10 protein-coding genes are annotated in these 15,804 nt (G+C 39.6%); 5 read left to right on the top strand and 5 right to left on the bottom strand.

Annotated elements, in window-relative coordinates; translation table 11 throughout:
• Positions 1–31: 31 nt before the first annotated feature.
• On the bottom strand, positions 32–1,228 hold the full coding sequence (gene kbl, locus P2W72_RS07445; RefSeq protein WP_276360372.1) for a glycine C-acetyltransferase: 1,197 nt from the start codon (positions 1,226–1,228) through the stop codon (positions 32–34).
• Between the two features lie 454 nt (positions 1,229–1,682).
• Between kbl and P2W72_RS07440 the strand changes: the two genes are divergently transcribed.
• From P2W72_RS07440 to P2W72_RS07425, 4 genes are all read left to right on the top strand, one after another.
• Positions 1,683–4,136 carry a DUF5686 and carboxypeptidase regulatory-like domain-containing protein gene (locus tag P2W72_RS07440; protein ID WP_276360371.1) on the top strand — a complete coding sequence of 818 codons (2,454 nt, stop codon included), beginning with the start codon at positions 1,683–1,685 and terminating at the stop codon, positions 4,134–4,136.
• Positions 4,137–4,233: 97 nt separating this feature from the next.
• Positions 4,234–5,187 (top strand): rhodanese-related sulfurtransferase, encoded by a 954-nt coding sequence (locus tag P2W72_RS07435; protein ID WP_276360370.1) that lies wholly within the window; start codon positions 4,234–4,236, stop codon positions 5,185–5,187.
• Between the two features lie 4 nt (positions 5,188–5,191).
• On the top strand, positions 5,192–5,563 hold the full coding sequence (locus P2W72_RS07430) for a DMT family protein (RefSeq protein ID WP_276360369.1): 372 nt from the start codon (positions 5,192–5,194) through the stop codon (positions 5,561–5,563).
• A 57-nt stretch (positions 5,564–5,620) separates the two neighbouring features.
• Positions 5,621–6,400: a prolyl oligopeptidase family serine peptidase gene (locus tag P2W72_RS07425; protein ID WP_276360368.1), complete on the top strand. Its 780-nt coding sequence runs from the start codon at positions 5,621–5,623 to the stop codon at positions 6,398–6,400.
• On the opposite strand, the gene P2W72_RS07420 is transcribed toward P2W72_RS07425, so the two are convergent.
• From P2W72_RS07420 to P2W72_RS07405, 4 genes are all read right to left on the bottom strand, one after another.
• Complete coding sequence (locus P2W72_RS07420; RefSeq protein WP_276360367.1) at positions 6,401–7,060, bottom strand: hypothetical protein; 660 nt, start codon at positions 7,058–7,060, stop codon at positions 6,401–6,403.
• Between the two features lie 11 nt (positions 7,061–7,071).
• Positions 7,072–7,797, bottom strand: coding sequence for a YebC/PmpR family DNA-binding transcriptional regulator (locus P2W72_RS07415; protein WP_276360366.1), 726 nt, complete (start codon positions 7,795–7,797; stop codon positions 7,072–7,074).
• A gap of 135 nt (positions 7,798–7,932) precedes the next feature.
• Positions 7,933–8,877 carry an NAD-dependent epimerase/dehydratase family protein gene (locus tag P2W72_RS07410; RefSeq protein ID WP_276360365.1) on the bottom strand — a complete coding sequence of 315 codons (945 nt, stop codon included), beginning with the start codon at positions 8,875–8,877 and terminating at the stop codon, positions 7,933–7,935.
• A gap of 65 nt (positions 8,878–8,942) precedes the next feature.
• Entirely contained in the window at positions 8,943–13,982 is a 5,040-nt protein-coding gene (locus tag P2W72_RS07405; protein ID WP_276360364.1) for a lamin tail domain-containing protein, read from the bottom strand.
• Positions 13,983–14,223: 241 nt separating this feature from the next.
• On the opposite strand from P2W72_RS07405, the gene P2W72_RS07400 reads away from it, so the two are divergent.
• Complete coding sequence (locus P2W72_RS07400; RefSeq protein WP_276360363.1) at positions 14,224–15,213, top strand: aspartate-semialdehyde dehydrogenase; 990 nt, start codon at positions 14,224–14,226, stop codon at positions 15,211–15,213.
• The last annotated feature ends 591 nt before the right edge of the window (positions 15,214–15,804 follow it).

Below are 15,804 nucleotides of genomic sequence, written 5' to 3'. Positions count from 1 at the left end.
ATTTTATATTCGAGGGCTGAAGGCCCGTTTTTTAATTCTGTTTTAATACACCAAGTTTGGTTCCTGTTTTGATGAAAGCTGCAATGGCCTTATCAAGATGCTCAATTTCGTGTGCTGCGGATAACTGAACCCTGATACGTGCTTTACCTTTTGGAACTACCGGAAAATAAAAGCCGATGACATAAATTCCTTCTTTCAATAATTCTGAAGCAAAATCCTGAGCCAGGCGCGCATCATAAAGCATTATCGGAACAATTGGATGTGTTCCCGGCTTAATGTCGAAACCGGCAGCAGTCATTTTTTCTCTGAAGTATCTGGTGTTACGCTCCAGTTTATCTCTGAGTTCAGTTGTTTCACTCAGCATGTTCAATACTTCTATGGAAGCTCCAACTATGGAAGGTGCCAGGGTATTTGAGAAAAGATATGGCCTTGAACGCTGACGCAGCATGTTGATTACTTCTTTAGGCCCGGAAGTAAATCCGCCTGATGCGCCGCCCAATGCCTTGCCTAAGGTGCCGGTAATGATGTCTACGCGGCCAATAACATTATGATGCTCATGTGTACCACGTCCTGTTTTGCCTAAAAACCCGGAAGAATGACATTCATCAATCATAACCAAAGCTTTGTACTGATCAGCCAGATCACAAATTTTGTCTAATTGTGCTATGGTTCCATCCATGGAGAATGAACCATCTGTCACAATGATGCGGTGGCGAAGATGTTGTGTTTCTTTCAGTTTTTCTTCCAGATCAGCCATATCATCATGGTTATATCTGTAGCGCTGGGCTTTACATAATCTAACCCCATCAATAATTGAAGCATGGTTTAATGCATCAGAAATAATAGCATCCTGCTCATCAAAGAGAGGTTCAAACACACCGCCATTGGCATCAAAAGCAGCGGCATACAAAATGGTATCCTCAGTGCCCAGAAATCTGGAGATTTTCGCTTCCAGTTCTTTATGGATATCCTGGGTTCCGCAGATGAAACGAACAGAAGCCAGACCAAATCCATGGCTGTCCATTGCTTTTTTTGCAGCGTCTATCACACGGGGATGAGAAGCCAACCCGAGGTAATTGTTCGCACAGAAATTAATGACTTCCTGTCCGCCCTGTATTTTGATATCAGCTCCCTGAGGGGTGATAATAATCCTTTCACGTTTATATAAGCCGGCTTTTTCAATTTCTTCCAGCTCCTTTTCCAGTACAGGTTGAAGGGTTTTATACATGATAATGAATATGAATTTGTAAAATTACGAATTTTGCAGACTTCATGGTAACAATAAGGTTTAGAGCAAGAGATTTCTCCTCACGTCAAACTTATTCCTGAACATAAAAAATCCGTTCGCTCGTTACCCATGACATGTTATTTTCTATTCACTGTTTTATGTTTTTTTGCTCGCCAAGACGCTAAGACGCCAAATCAAAGACTAATTCCAACATTCATTTATTTCATAAATGAAGCGTCTCTGTGTCTTTGCGTGATTATCTATCCCGCTATGTCATTTTCTCCTTCAGAATTTCTTAAATTTTATTACTCGAAAAGACGTGATATTATGATCATTCCAGCCTAACTCCTAATCCCAATTTGCTCATTTGCTAATTTTCTCATTTTCAAATCCCCATTTCCCAAACATATTTCTCATTATCTCTACAGATGTTCATCTTTACAAAAAAATGTACATGCGATTCATCTTTTATCTGATTGTATTTCTTAATCTGCCTTACAGTATTTTCGCCCAGTCGCTGAATCTGAGAGGAAAAGTCTTAGATACATTCGGGAATCCGGTTCCCTTTGCCAGTGTTTTTGAGCAAGGCACAAGCAACGGAACTTCAGCAAACAGTGAGGGTGAATATCATCTTAAATTAAAGTCCGGCAAACATTTTTTGGTATTTAAGGCCATTGGCTTTAGTCAGGAACTCAGGGAAATGGATCTCAACTCTGATCAAAGTATGCATGTTGTTTTACAAAGGACAGTTTATCAGCTTAGCGATGTAGTTGTCAGGGCCGGAGCTGAAGATCCTGCCTATGCAGTGATCAGAAATGCAATCAAAAAGCGGAAGCAGCATTTGGCAGAGCCTGAACAATACACGGCTGAGGTATATATCAAAGGAATGCAGAAACTGCTGTCGGCACCCCGGAAATTTCTCGGAAAAAATATTGATGATCTTGGGAGGCAGATCGGGCTGGATTCTAATCGCGCAGGTATTTTGTATCTGTCTGAATCTGAATCAAAAATCAGTTTTCTTCAACCCGGCAAACTAAAGGAAGAAATGATTTCTTCCAGAGTATCGGGTAGTAACCGCGCTTTCAGCCTTAACCGTGCTTCAGATATACGAACTAATTTTTATGAGAATCTGCTCGATCTGGAAGGCATAAGCAATCGCCCTTTTGTTTCGCCTATTGCAGATAATGCTTTATTTTATTATCACTATAAACTGGTTGGGACTAGTTTAGAAAACGGTGAAATGATCAATAAAATAGAGGTCATTCCTAGAAGATCCTCAGATCCGGTTTTCAGAGGTCAGATTTATATACTTGAAGATAGCTGGAGAATTCATAGTGCAGATCTGACTGTAACGAAAGAGGCCAACATTAATTTTGTTGATACTTTGACGATTAAGCAGGAGTTTCTCAGGGTTGATGCAAATATCTGGATGCCCGCTTTAACCGGCTATGAGTTTAGAGGGAAGGTATTGGGTTTTGGTTTTGATGGTTACTTTATAGCCTTGTTCAAGAATTATGTTTTAAATCCGGGTTTGAATAAAAAGAATTTCGATGAAGTGCTCAAAATTACTTCCGGTGTTAATAAAAAAGATACAGTTTACTGGGAACAGGCCAGACCTGTTCCGTTGACGAACGAAGAGCAGAGGGATTATATTAAGAAGGAAATTCTGGCAAAAAAGCGGGAGTCTGAATCCTATCTCGACTCGCTGGATAAAGTGAGCAATAAGTTCAAACCGCTGAGTTTTCTGATCGGCTCCGGTTATAATCTTCGTAACAGGTATAAGAAGGAAAATTATAACTTCAGTTCTCTTCTGAATTCAGTTTTCTATAATACAGTTGAGGGTTTCGGGATTAATTATCAGGTTAGCTATACAAAGCGTATTGATTCAATCAGTAATAAGTATTTAAATTATTCAGGAAAGCTGAGATATGGACTCTCATCGGATAAACTCTATGCAAGTTTTTCTGGATTAATCCCTCTGAATTCAGCCAGATTAAAATTCGGCCTGGGCTCTGATGTAATGGATCTCAATGATAGGGGGAGCGTTACCCTTCTGGGCAATTCCATTAATTCTTTGTTCTATGAAAGAAATCTGCTGAAACTATACGAGGAGAAATTTGTGAATCTGTCGTTTTCAAAGCCATTTGGTAGTTTGCAAACTAGCTGGAACGCTTCATGGTCGAACCGGCGATCACTTCAGAATAATGCAGACTATATGATCAGGGATCTGGGCAGAAGACAATTTACATCGAATAATCCATTTTTGCCATTAAGTGATGCGCTATTATTCCCTGAAAATCAGTCGCTGAAGGTTAGTATGGGACTTTCATATGCATTTAGTAATGAATATGAAAGTCATCCTTCAGGGAAGTATTATCGTTCCTCGAAATATCCCAGGCTAAACATTAATTATACCAAAGGAATCAACGGGATTTTGGGCTCTGACGTAAATTATGATCTGCTGACTTTTGATCTTTCAAAATCAGATATCAGGCTGGGGATGTTTGGTAAGTCATCAATCTGGCTTGGAGCCGGAAAATTCCTGAATGCGGAGAGTTTATATTATCCGGATTATAAACATTTCAGAGGCAATAAAACACTCACCTATCTACCTGGAATTAACAGCTTTTTATTTCTGGATTATTATGTTTTCAGTACGTCTGATCGTTATTATGAATCTCATATTGAGCATAATTTCTCCGGCTTTTTTATGAATAAAATTCCACTGCTTAAAAAACTGAAACTGACTGAGATCGGAGGGTTCAATTATTTGAATACCCCTGCGTTTAATCAGTATTCTGAATTTTATTTCGGTTTGAAATATCTGACATTAAGGGCTTTGTTTGGGATGTCATTCATTGAAGGGGAAAGAATGGACAGGGGATTCAGAATCGCTTACAGCTTTTAAGCTCCTGATTTCTGGTATCCATAGCTGGTTGAATCTTTTGCAGAAATGTTTATCTTTGCACCGCATTAAACGCTGTTTGCAACAGTATCAATGAATTATGATAAAATACCAGACACTTCTTTACTATTGTTATAGTAGAATAGAGGATGCTGAACAATTCGCATCCGATCACCTTAAGTTTTGTAAATCTTTAAATCTCGTTGGAAGGATCATCGTTGCTGATGAAGGCTTGAACGGCACCGTTTCTGGAACAGTGGAATCATGTAAAATTTACATGGATGCGGTTCATGCTGATCCGCGTTTTGCCAAAACAGATTTTAAGATTGATGATGTGGAAGAGCCATCTTTCATAAAAATGCATTGCCGTTATAAGGCTGAAATTGTGCATTCAGGACTCAGAGATCCGCGGATCATTAATCCTGAAGAGAAAACAGGTATACATCTTGCTCCTGCTGATTTTGTAAAATTGAAAGATGAAGAGGATGTGGTTATCGTGGATGTCCGGTCTAATTACGAGCACTCTATTGGCCGCTTCAAAAATGCTATCACTTTCGATATTGAAAATTTCAGGGATTTTCCTTCCATGATAAATGAACTGGCTCAATACAAAGACAAGAAGATCATTACTTATTGTACAGGTGGGATTAAGTGCGAAAAGGCATCTGCTTTATTATTGCATGAAGGCTTTGAAAATGTTTACCAGTTGCATGGTGGAATCATTAAATATGGCAAGGAAGCAGGAGGTGAAGATTTTGAAGGTAAGTGTTATGTGTTTGATAACAGGGTTGCTGTTGATGTGAACTCTGTAAATCCTGTGGTGATATCAACCTGCCGGAATTGCGGAACCCATACAACAAAAATGATTAACTGCGCAAACCCTGAGTGTAATGAGCATTTCACACAATGCGATGCCTGTGGTGAAAGACTGGAGGGAGCATGTTCAGAAGAGTGTATGGCACATCCGCGAAAGCGTGTTTATGACGGAACAGGCTATTATGTAAAAGTTCCGCAGCCGGTTAATACTGAAAAATTAAAGCTTAGCAAAGTCTGAGATTTTGAGAGTTTTACTGACTATTTCACTGCTTTGTATTTCCAATATTTTCATGACTCTTGCCTGGTATGGCCATCTCAAGTTCAGAGAGATGGAATGGAGCAAAGGTTTAGGACTCTTTGCGATTATACTGATCAGCTGGGGAATAGCAATGTTCGAATATATGTTTCAGGTTCCGGCCAATAAATTTGGGTTTAAAGGAAATGGCGGACCATTCAGTTTGCTCGAGCTTAAAATGATACAGGAAGCTCTGTCAATCGGTATCTTCCTGATTTTCACACTTTTCTTCTTCAAGAATGAAAAGATAGCCTGGAATCATCTGGTTGGCTTTGGCTTTCTGGTTCTGGCGGTATATTTTGTATTTCTAAAAAAGTAGATTCGCCTGAAGATGATTAATAAATCCGAAAAATCGTATTTTCGGTAAATTGATTTTATGAAAAGATTCTTACTCATTGCCTTCTTAGCGGCATCAATTATCCAGCAATCTTTTGCTCAGGATAAATCCATGTATTCCAGAGAACAGTTTATCAGCGGAGAGGATACTTTATTATATCGTATGCTTCTTCCTGAGAATTTTGATCCTCAGAAAAAGTATCCGGTTTTGTTTTTCTTACACGGTTCAGGAGAGCGCGGCAATGATAATGAAGCACAGTTATTTCATGGAGGTAAACTTTTTCTGCAGGCACAGAACAGGAAAAATTTTCCTGCGATCATTATTTTTCCTCAATGCTCCAAAGATGACTTCTGGGCAAATTTAAAGAGAGGCGATGGTAAAACTTCCGAGCGTTTTGGTTTTCAGAAAGATGGTAAACCAGGCAAGGCTATGAAACTTCTGATCGGACTGGTTTCAGAAATCAGATCACAAAAATACGCAGATAAGCAACAGTTTTATGTGGGCGGCCTGTCGATGGGAGGAATGGGTACTTTTGAATTGTTAAGACATAAACCAAAGGTTTTTGCGGCTGCTTTTTCAATCTGCGGAGGCGATCATACAGAGAATGTAAGGAAGTATAGAAAAGTTCCCTTATGGGTATTCCATGGCGGAAAAGACACGGTTGTGCCTCTTGAAAAATCAGAAATTGTAGTTAATGAATTAAAGCGTCTGAATGCTGAAGTGAAGTTTACCGTTTATCCTGAAGCAAATCATAACAGCTGGGATTCTGCTTTTGCAGAACCTGATTTTCTTGCCTGGATATTTTCGCACCGGAAATAGCTATTCTTCGGGATTTTTTTTAACCATTGAGGGCTTAAACCGGGGCTTGTATGCCGGTTTAACTGCTTGTTCTTCTGCAGGTTTTGTTTCAGATGGAGCAGAAGCAACACTTGCGGCTTCAGCTTGACCTTCCGTGATTTCTTTTTTGTCGCCTTCAGAAAGTGCCTTAATAATTTCTGCAGACTCTGATTTTGCCGCAACAGGGTTTAATGAAGCTTTAAATCTGGGTTTGAAACCGGCAGGCTTTGCCGCGATTTCCTGTTTAATCTCACTTTCTTTTTGAACAGGAGCCGGGCTTGTGCTTTCGCTGCTTTCAGTACTTTCTTCAGCTTTCGCTGCGGGTAATTGAGCTTTGAACCTTGGCTTAAATGCCGGTTTTGCTGTGCTCGTTTCCAGGCTTGCTTCTGAGGGTTTTCCAGATTCTGCGGCTATTGGAGATGAGGCAGCAGTGCTTGCTTCTTCAGGTTTAACCGGCTTGGGTTCTTCTTTTAAGGGATGAGCCCGCCGGAGTTTATTGAACCAGAATTTCTTACTGTATTCGAAGCTTTTATCGCCCATTTGATTGAAATGACTTTCGAATTCAAAAAAAAGATCCCGCTCAGCCATCATTAACTGAACAGGATCAATTTTTTTCTTTTTTAGAAATTCTTCGAAAGTCATTTTAATTCAGACTATTCAGCCATATTGTGATAAACAGCCTGTACATCATCATCTTCCTCAAGTTTATCGATAAGCTTGAGAACATCTGCAGCCTGCTCTTCAGTTACTTCGGTAGTTGATTGGGCAATTCGTTCAAGTTTTGCACTGATTACAGGAATACCTTTTTCTTCCAATGCTTTCTGCATTTTCCCAAAATCTTCAAATGAGGTATGAATCACGCCGATGTCTTTACCGGTCTCATCTACTTCAACGTAAAGATCCTCCAACCCGGCATCAATCAGTTCAAATTCCAGTTCGTCTAATTCCATTTCTCCGGGGTCAAAGCGGAATACTGATTTACGTGTGAAAATAAAATCAAGCGATCCGGTCTTTCCGAGTGCGCCATTGGTTTTATTGAAATAACTGCGAACATTAGCCACTGTTCTGTTGGTATTATCAGTTGCAGTTTCGATAAGAACGGCAACTCCATGCGGAGCATAACCTTCATAAACGATCTCTTCGTAATTACTTTCGTCCTTATTTGTTGCTCTTTTTATTGCAGCTTCAACGGTATGCTTCGGCATATTTACCGCCTTGGCATTCTGAATTGCAGTTCTGAGTCTCGAATTTGCATCAGGGTTTGATCCGCCATCCTTCACCGCCATAACAATCTCTTTCCCGAGACGTGTGAACTGCACAGCCATTTTGGCCCAGCGTTTGAATTTTCTTTCTTTTCTGAATTCGAATGCTCTTCCCATTATTGTCCTAATTGTATTTAAAATTTCAGCAACCGAAATTGCTCATTTATTCTTTATTTTTCACTAATACTGCTGTAATTTTTCTGTTTGCAGAGCACAAATTCATTGCAATTTCTAAACTAAAAACAAACAGAATTATTTTCTCAGGTTGTTCAGCATTTCCGCTGTCATCTTTGTAAGATCAAAATCTGGTTTCCAGCCCCAGTCGCGTTCTGCAATACCGTCATCGATTGATCGTGGCCAGCTATCTGCAATCGCCTGGCGCTGATCATATTCTGTATAACCAAGTTTGAAGCCGGGGATATGTTTTTTTATTTCATTAGCCAGTGTCTCTGGGGTGAAACTCATTCCGGTAAAATTGTATGAAGAGCGTATGCTGATTTTTTCTGCAGGTGCATCCATCAATTCAATTGTTCCACGAATTGCATCATCCATATACATCATGGGTAATTCGGTTTCGGCTGACAGAAAACTCTGATAAGCCTGCTTCTTCAATGCATCATGAAATATATGTATCGCATAATCGGTTGTTCCACCTCCAGGCGCGGCTTTCCAGCTGATCAATCCAGGATAACGGATGCTTCTCACATCAAGTCCGTAACGCTGGAAATAATACTCACACCACCTTTCTCCCGCAAGCTTACTTATCCCATAAACGGTATTCGGATCCATAATACAATATTGCGGAGTATGATCTTTCGGAGAATTTGGCCCGAATGCAGCTATTGAGCTTGGCCAGTAAACTCTGGCGGTATTGTATTCAAGTGCAAGATCCAGCACATTGAGTAATCCATTCATATTCAGATCCCAGGCTAATTTAGGATTCTGTTCTCCTGTTGCTGATAATAATGCCGCAAGAAGGTAAACCTGTGTAGGTTTGTATTTTTTAAATAGCTGGTTCAGGATTTCTTTTTCCAGAACGTTTACGAACTCAAACGGACCTGCATTTTTTATATCATAATCAGGTCTTCTGATATCACAGGCTATGACATTCCCATCACCATAGCTTTTCCTTAATTCGCTTACTAATTCTGTTCCTATTTGCCCGTTTGAGCCAATAACCACAATCTTTTCATGCATAATAATTGGTTTTGACCAAAGTTATAAAAAATCTGTAGGGCAGATTTAATTATTAGGGGAATAACTCATTTGAATTTTCCGGCCAGTGCAAAACTTCTTTTGAAAATTTTTGTATTTCCTTTTGTATTAAATACTTCAGCATGAATTATATAGATCCCGGCCGGGGCTAATTGTGAATTTTCATCAAATCCATCCCATTGAAATGAACCTTCGGCATTCAGAGTATAGTTTTTCAGTATTTTTTTAACCGCTTGCCCCCGATCATTAAATACTGATACATTGGCGATGCTTCCTGACTCGTCGAAACGGTATTTCATTTCAATAAAATCTTCAAAACCGTCGTTGTCTGGCGAGAATGTTTTGGATACAAGTTTAAATGATTCTGTATCAGGCAGTTCATCTGAATACTGTGAATTCTGATATCCCGGACTTGCGCCTCCTGAAGCGGTAGTTGCAGATCTGAGATTACCCGGTTCATCTGTAGCTTGATTAAGCTTTCTTCGTTCAAGGGATGTTCCCTCAACATTTTTTAAAAGCGGGAAATGCATTTTCTCCTGATAGCTTAACCTGTCAACCTGTTTATTATTGCTGATCAGAATTGCTGTTCCTGAATCATCATTGAATGCAGGGAATGCTGACATTTTCAGAATCTGATTCGGGTGTTTCGCAAGATATTCTTTTCGGATATTATCCGGATCCGGACTTAAGGCAAGATATTTCCCGGGTTCCAGAAGAGTCTGCTTTGTACTTATCCGGAATAGTGAACTCAGGTTGTCGCCTGAAGATTTGCCAAGTGAAATTTCCTTTAAGTCGACAGGATATTCAGTGTTATTGTAGATTTCAACAAAATCTGCCCCGCCGGGTCTTGGATTAAAAAGAATTTCGGTAAGCAGTATATCGTTTTTTTCTATTTTTTTTGGATAGAAGAATTCCAGTTTGTTAAACTCAGCTTTGATCAGGGTGTTTCGGCAATCACAGACATTATCAACTACCAGGCTGTAATTCATTCCGCGGCTTAAGTTTTTATCGAATTTAATCCTTACTTTATTAAACTCAGGGCCAAGGGGAAGAGCCAGGGACGCTTTTCCTGCACCGTTATTCAGTGAGTAATTCTCCGGATTTGATGCTCTCAGACTGTCGATACTTTTATTGAACCCAAGAAGCAGTGTCAGGCTGTCGAGCAATTCAATTTCTGTAAGTTTTAAGGATTCGGGGGTGTTATTTACCTGAAACAGGGAATTTGTCCTGCCCGGACTTCCACCCAGACTGTCGCGGCTTGCTGCCCAGTTTTGAAAGGCAGGGCATATTGAGCCGGGATCAATTAGTTCCAGAGAGTAGCCGCCTTTTTGTTTTTCCGGATCTTTATACCAGGCCTGTTTAAATTCTACTCTGTGAATTTCCCTGCCTTTGTTATTACTTAAAGTCAGCATATCGGCATTGTTCTTCAGTCCCGGCCATGTCTGAATCCCCTGCACACTACCATGTTGTTTAAACCTTGCACTGTCTGCAACTGCACATAAAATCAGGAAGGCCCCGGCTTTTAATTCACCTTTGCTGAAAGTAAATGAACTGCCGAATTTTAGTCCGGCTAGTTCTACCGGCTTTTCAGTAGGGTTAAATAATTCTACATATTCGGCTTCGGGCAGGCCCCTCACCGGCGAAGGATCAGCCATAATCTCGCTGATTATAAGCGGGTAATCTTTTTCAGCAATAGCTGGTATTTCAAAAGTGATTTGAGCATCTGATCCTTGAATATGAAGTCCCGAACAACTGATCAGCGAGTCGATTTTTAACTCGTACCTGTTCCCTTCTTTGAATTTTTCTTTGAAAACCAAGTCTATTGTGTGGTATCCGGGATCAACTGTAAGTTTCTCCGGATTCCCCATTTGATTGCTGAGTGTAAAATTTGAAAGCTTAAAATTATTTGTATCAGGTATACTGCTAAATGAAATACTGAAACTACTGTCTGATATTAATTTCAGCGTATCAATTTTTAAGTTCTTTATTGGAGCACTAAGGCTGTTTGGCTGCCCCGGTGTTCCTCCTTTGGGATCATCTGATGCACCCCAGTTATAAAATCCTTTGCATGAATTTTCTGACAAATCTGCCTTCTCCAGCGACCATCCACCTGCCTTCTTTTTGAGGTCTTTATACCAAACTGAAGAATAAGAAACGGAATCCACACTGCGGCCATTGAAACTTTTAAGGCTGATCTGGTCTGAACTATTGTTCAGAGATGGCCATGGATTTATTCCAAGTGTTCGCCCCATAGCTTTATATTGTGAACTGTCTGCTTCCGGACAAATGATCAGATATTGCTGCGGTGGAAGCTTGAATTTTTTAAAGATAGCTTTGCTTTGCAGATCGGAAATGCTCCACCCGCTGAGATCTGCGGTATCTTTTCCCGGATTATATACTTCAATAAACTCAACCAAAGGGAGAGCTATTTCCGGTGAAGGGTCGGCAAAAATCTCAGTAATGATCAATTTTACTGTATCAGTTCTAAGCGGCTCAGCTGGTGGTTTTGGAATTTCCGGTATGCTGAATTTTAATGGCTCCGGAACTTGAATTGAATTTCCGTTGCAATCTTTCAGATTTGAGAGGTTTAAAAGGTAATTTGTTCCGGGTTTGAATTTTTCGCTGAAAATCAGTTTCAATTTCTTTTGATCCGAAGTATGCATAATTTTCAGATCAGATCCTGCCTCGGGGCTAAGCCTGAAATTCTCCTTGTTTATACCCGATGTGTCGGGAGCCTTGTTGAAATAAACAGTCAGAGTTGAGTCTGACGTCTTATTTAAACTGTCGGCCTTAAAGTTCAGGATATCATAGTGGCTTATATGAACAGAATTTAATCTGCCCGGTGTTCCTCCTGATTTGTCAGTGGAAGCTGACCAGTTGAAAATACCTGAGCATCCGGATAGCGGATCTATTCGCTCTAATGTCCAGCCACCTTGTTTTTTTACATCATCGCCGTACCAGCTTGCAGAATAAAAAACAGAATCAACAAGCCTGTTTCTAAAACTTTTTAAAACGATCTGTTCGGAATTGTTATTTAGCGAGGGCCATGGGCTCAGCCCCAGAACTTTTCCGAAATCTTTGTATTGAACAGTATCTGAAAGCGGGCAAAGTATCAAATATTGTTTAGGTGGGAGTAATAACTTTTTCATAATTGCTTTTGTCTGAATGTCACTTAATGACCATTCTGCCAGATTTACAGTATCAGTTCCCGTATTAAAAATCTCAATAAATTCAGCTAATGGAAGTCCTATTTCCGGCGAAGGATCGGCAAAGATTTCTGTGATATATATATGGGCAGTATCTGTTCTTTCAGGGGCAGGTTTAGGCAGATCCGGGATTTTAAAACTTAAAGATTTCGAATTATTGATATTGACTCCGCTGCAGTCTTTCAGCTCTGATATTTTTAATTGGTAGGATGTACCGGGCAGAAATTTTTTATTGAAAATCAGAGTGGTTTGTTTGAATTCAGAGTCATTTCGTATTTCTTTGATCCGGGGATCGTCAGGGATAAGTTGAAAGCTTTCATTTTTGACCGGGAGATTGGCCAGATGTTTATTGAAATAGACGATTAAAGTAGAATCGGAAGTACGCGTCAGACTGTCGGCCTTTAGTTCCATAAGATCATACCCTGAAATATTGGTGGAGTTAATTTTACCGGGACTTCCACCCGTACTGTCTTTTGAGCTGTACCAGTTGAAAGCACCTGCACATATTGATTTCGGGTCAGCTCTTTCCAATGACCACCCTCCCTGCCTTTTGACAGGATCCCGATGCCATTGATCGGAATAGCTTAGAGAGTCTATGGTGATATTCTGAACGTTTTTTAGAACAATCTGATCACCAGAGTTATTTAGTGATGGCCATGGTGATATCCCAAGAACCTTACCAAATTTTTTAAATTCAGCAGTGTCTGATTTCGCACAAAGGATCAGAAAGGATTCAGGGTCCATGCTGATTTCCCCAAGGGTGGAGATGCTTGACTGGTCGCTGAATTTCCATGTTTTAATTGAGATAGTTTCTTTTGTTGTGTTGTATAATTCCACAAATTCTACTGATGGCAGGTCAATCTGAGGACCAGGATCGGCAAATATTTCATTAATTATAATATCTCCGGCTATTGCAGAATAGGGTTTAACATAAGGGAAGCTGATAGTATCTTTTGTGCTTATCAGATTACCTGCCCGGTCTTTGACGCCGCTGATTTTTAAAGTATAATTTCCGGTATTTAAAGGTTTTGATAAACCAAGCCGGTATTTTGCCGGATCAATGCTTGTTGATACCGAACTGATGCTGCCATCGTAATTACTCAGGTTAAAATTTGCCGGTTTTTTTATGCTGATACTGTCCATTATCTCATTGAAGCTTAGTTCAAGAGTTTCTGCATTCAGAACAGAAATTCCGTTTAGTTCCGGCGGACTGGTATCTGCTACCAAGGGCAGGATTTTGAAATCATCAAAAAAATGTTTCTGGAAAAAAGTCGGGCTTGATTGCTGAATGAATATTCCAAAGTGACCTGAATTAGTAAAGCTGATATCTGTCATTGTACCTTCAGTATAAAAGCCTGAATTAGTACTTCCTGTTTCCCGCTCCAGAATAAATATGCCTGTATCGCTGCGGGATACTTTTACTTTTATGGTGTTGTTAGAAGAGTTCAGAATTCCGTTAACTCCGTCAATGAGCTTGGTACTGCCTGAGGCAGCTCCCGACCGTTTAAAGAGGCTAATCTCATCATCTGTGCCACCAATCCTGATAAAGTATCCGTTGATTGCTGCATTTTTCAGATCAGCTTTGTCCGAGATCAGATAGATATCTGCATAGTTTGAGCCTGAAGGGTTAAACTGGATATTTACCCAAAACTCCCATTTTACATTCATTGCCAGATTATTGGCAGTACTCAAATAAAAGGATGATGAGGCAGTGTTTGAATTTGATCTCAGGCGGTTATTTATAATTGAGAAGTCGGCACCCGAATTGCTGCCGGTCCAGTTAGGATTTGAGCTGAAATCTCCGTCTGCGAATTCATCATTCAGTTGAGAATAAACAGTATTGCTGAACAGGAGTAGCATGAAGAAGATGATATTTTTCATTTCTGCCGTGTTTTGCAGAATTAAATTAATGTTAGGATCATTGGTTTTTCTACAGAATGAGTCAGCGCCTTCAAATTGTGATTTAACGGTAAAAATTATGAATGCAGGATAGATTTGGTATCAATGATGTTAATCTTTGATACTTAGAGGGATGAAATCTTAGAATGCCCAAACTTTTTCACATCTTTGTATAGATATTAATTTTTTATTCAAATTTTTTTAACAAAAACACAATTAAGAAATGAAAGTTGCAGTAGTAGGCGCTACCGGCCTTGTAGGTTCGGTGATGTTAAAAGTTTTAGCAGAGCGCAATTTCCCGGTTAGTGAATTGATCCCCGTAGCCTCTGCCAAGAGTGCTGGTAAACAGATCGAGTTCAAGGGAAAGAAGTATACTGTTGTGACTATGGATGATGCCATTGCAATGAAGCCTGATGTGGCATTATTTTCTGCCGGTGGAAGCACTTCTCTGGAAAATGCTCCACGCTTTGCTGAGGCGGGAACAACAGTTATTGATAATTCATCTGCATGGCGGATGGATCCGGGAAAGAAGCTTATCGTTCCTGAAGTAAATGCAAATGAACTTAGCGCTCAGGATAAGATCATTGCAAATCCAAACTGTTCAACTATACAAATGGTAGTGGTGTTAAAGCCACTTCATGATAAATATAAGATCAAACGTGTTGTTGTTTCAACTTATCAGTCGGTAACAGGTACCGGAGTGAAAGCGGTTGAACAGCTGATGAATGAGCGTAAAGGGATTGAAGGGCCAATGGCTTATGCTTACCCTATCGATCTGAATGTTATTCCTCAGATCGATGTGTTCCTGAGTAATGGCTATACTAAGGAAGAAATGAAAATGATTCTTGAGACCAAGAAAATCATGGGTGATGATTCAATTCAGGTGACTGCAACAACTGTACGTATCCCGGTTATGGGCGGTCACTCAGAATCTGTAAATATTGAGTTTGAAAATGAGTTTGATCTTGCAGAAGTCCGTTCAATTCTTGAGAATGAAGAAGGAGTTATTGTAGTGGATGATCCTGCAAACCAGAAGTATCCTATGCCAATGGATGCACATGAGAGAGATGAGGTTTTTGTCGGACGTATTCGCAGGGATGAGTCGCAGCCTAAAACTCTTAATCTTTGGGTTGTTGCTGATAACCTTAGAAAAGGTGCTGCTACCAATGCAGTTCAGATAGCAGAATATCTGATGGCAAAGAAGCTGATATAAAATAATAGAGCCCTGAATTTATTTCAGGGCTCTATTGTTATTGAGCAAACCGCTCCATTTTAATGTATTTAACAACGGAGGAATTATTTTTAATTAAGTATAGCTCCGGTTTTCTTCCTCCTAAAGATATTTCCTTTCTTTTTCTTAGATAGCCCCTGCAGAGTTAATTCGATGGCTGGAATTAATAAAGTTCTGAGCTAATATTATAAATTCTCCTGATATCGGCATTCCATTTTGCTCTTCCCGAATTGAGAAGTTTGATCAGCTCTGTTTTGTATTTTAACAGAGTACTCCGGGCTTTTTTTCTGAAATATTCAGCTTTTGAACGATGTAAAATAGTTTCTGGCAAATATTGTGACATTCCTCCTGGATATGTGTCTCCTCTTTCCTCCGGAAATGGATTTGCCTTTTGCTATTATTTAGAGAATGTTTTTCGTGAAATAATTACGTTTTATTTTTATAATACCTTAGAGTAGAAACTTTTATAAAAAAAGTCTAAAAATTATAATTTTTTAATGATAAGGTTAAAAACAATAAGATTATTACACAGCTTAATGTTTTTTTTCACCTATATTTAGGATGTCTACTGAA

Source organism: Daejeonella sp. H1SJ63, assembly GCF_029360775.1.
Taxonomy (GTDB): domain Bacteria; phylum Bacteroidota; class Bacteroidia; order Sphingobacteriales; family Sphingobacteriaceae; genus Daejeonella.
This window is presented reverse-complemented; position numbering and strand designations above follow the sequence as displayed.

Coding starts and splice junctions, on each gene's coding strand:
- kbl (WP_276360372.1), bottom strand. CDS start 1,228: ATGTATAAAACCCTTCAACCTGTACTGGAAAAGGAGCTGGAAGAAATT.
- P2W72_RS07440 (WP_276360371.1), top strand. CDS start 1,683: ATGCGATTCATCTTTTATCTGATTGTATTTCTTAATCTGCCTTACAGT.
- P2W72_RS07435 (WP_276360370.1), top strand. CDS start 4,234: ATGATAAAATACCAGACACTTCTTTACTATTGTTATAGTAGAATAGAG.
- P2W72_RS07425 (WP_276360368.1), top strand. CDS start 5,621: ATGAAAAGATTCTTACTCATTGCCTTCTTAGCGGCATCAATTATCCAG.
- P2W72_RS07420 (WP_276360367.1), bottom strand. CDS start 7,060: ATGACTTTCGAAGAATTTCTAAAAAAGAAAAAAATTGATCCTGTTCAG.
- P2W72_RS07415 (WP_276360366.1), bottom strand. CDS start 7,797: ATGGGAAGAGCATTCGAATTCAGAAAAGAAAGAAAATTCAAACGCTGG.
- P2W72_RS07410 (WP_276360365.1), bottom strand. CDS start 8,877: ATGCATGAAAAGATTGTGGTTATTGGCTCAAACGGGCAAATAGGAACA.
- P2W72_RS07405 (WP_276360364.1), bottom strand. CDS start 13,982: ATGAAAAATATCATCTTCTTCATGCTACTCCTGTTCAGCAATACTGTT.
- P2W72_RS07400 (WP_276360363.1), top strand. CDS start 14,224: ATGAAAGTTGCAGTAGTAGGCGCTACCGGCCTTGTAGGTTCGGTGATG.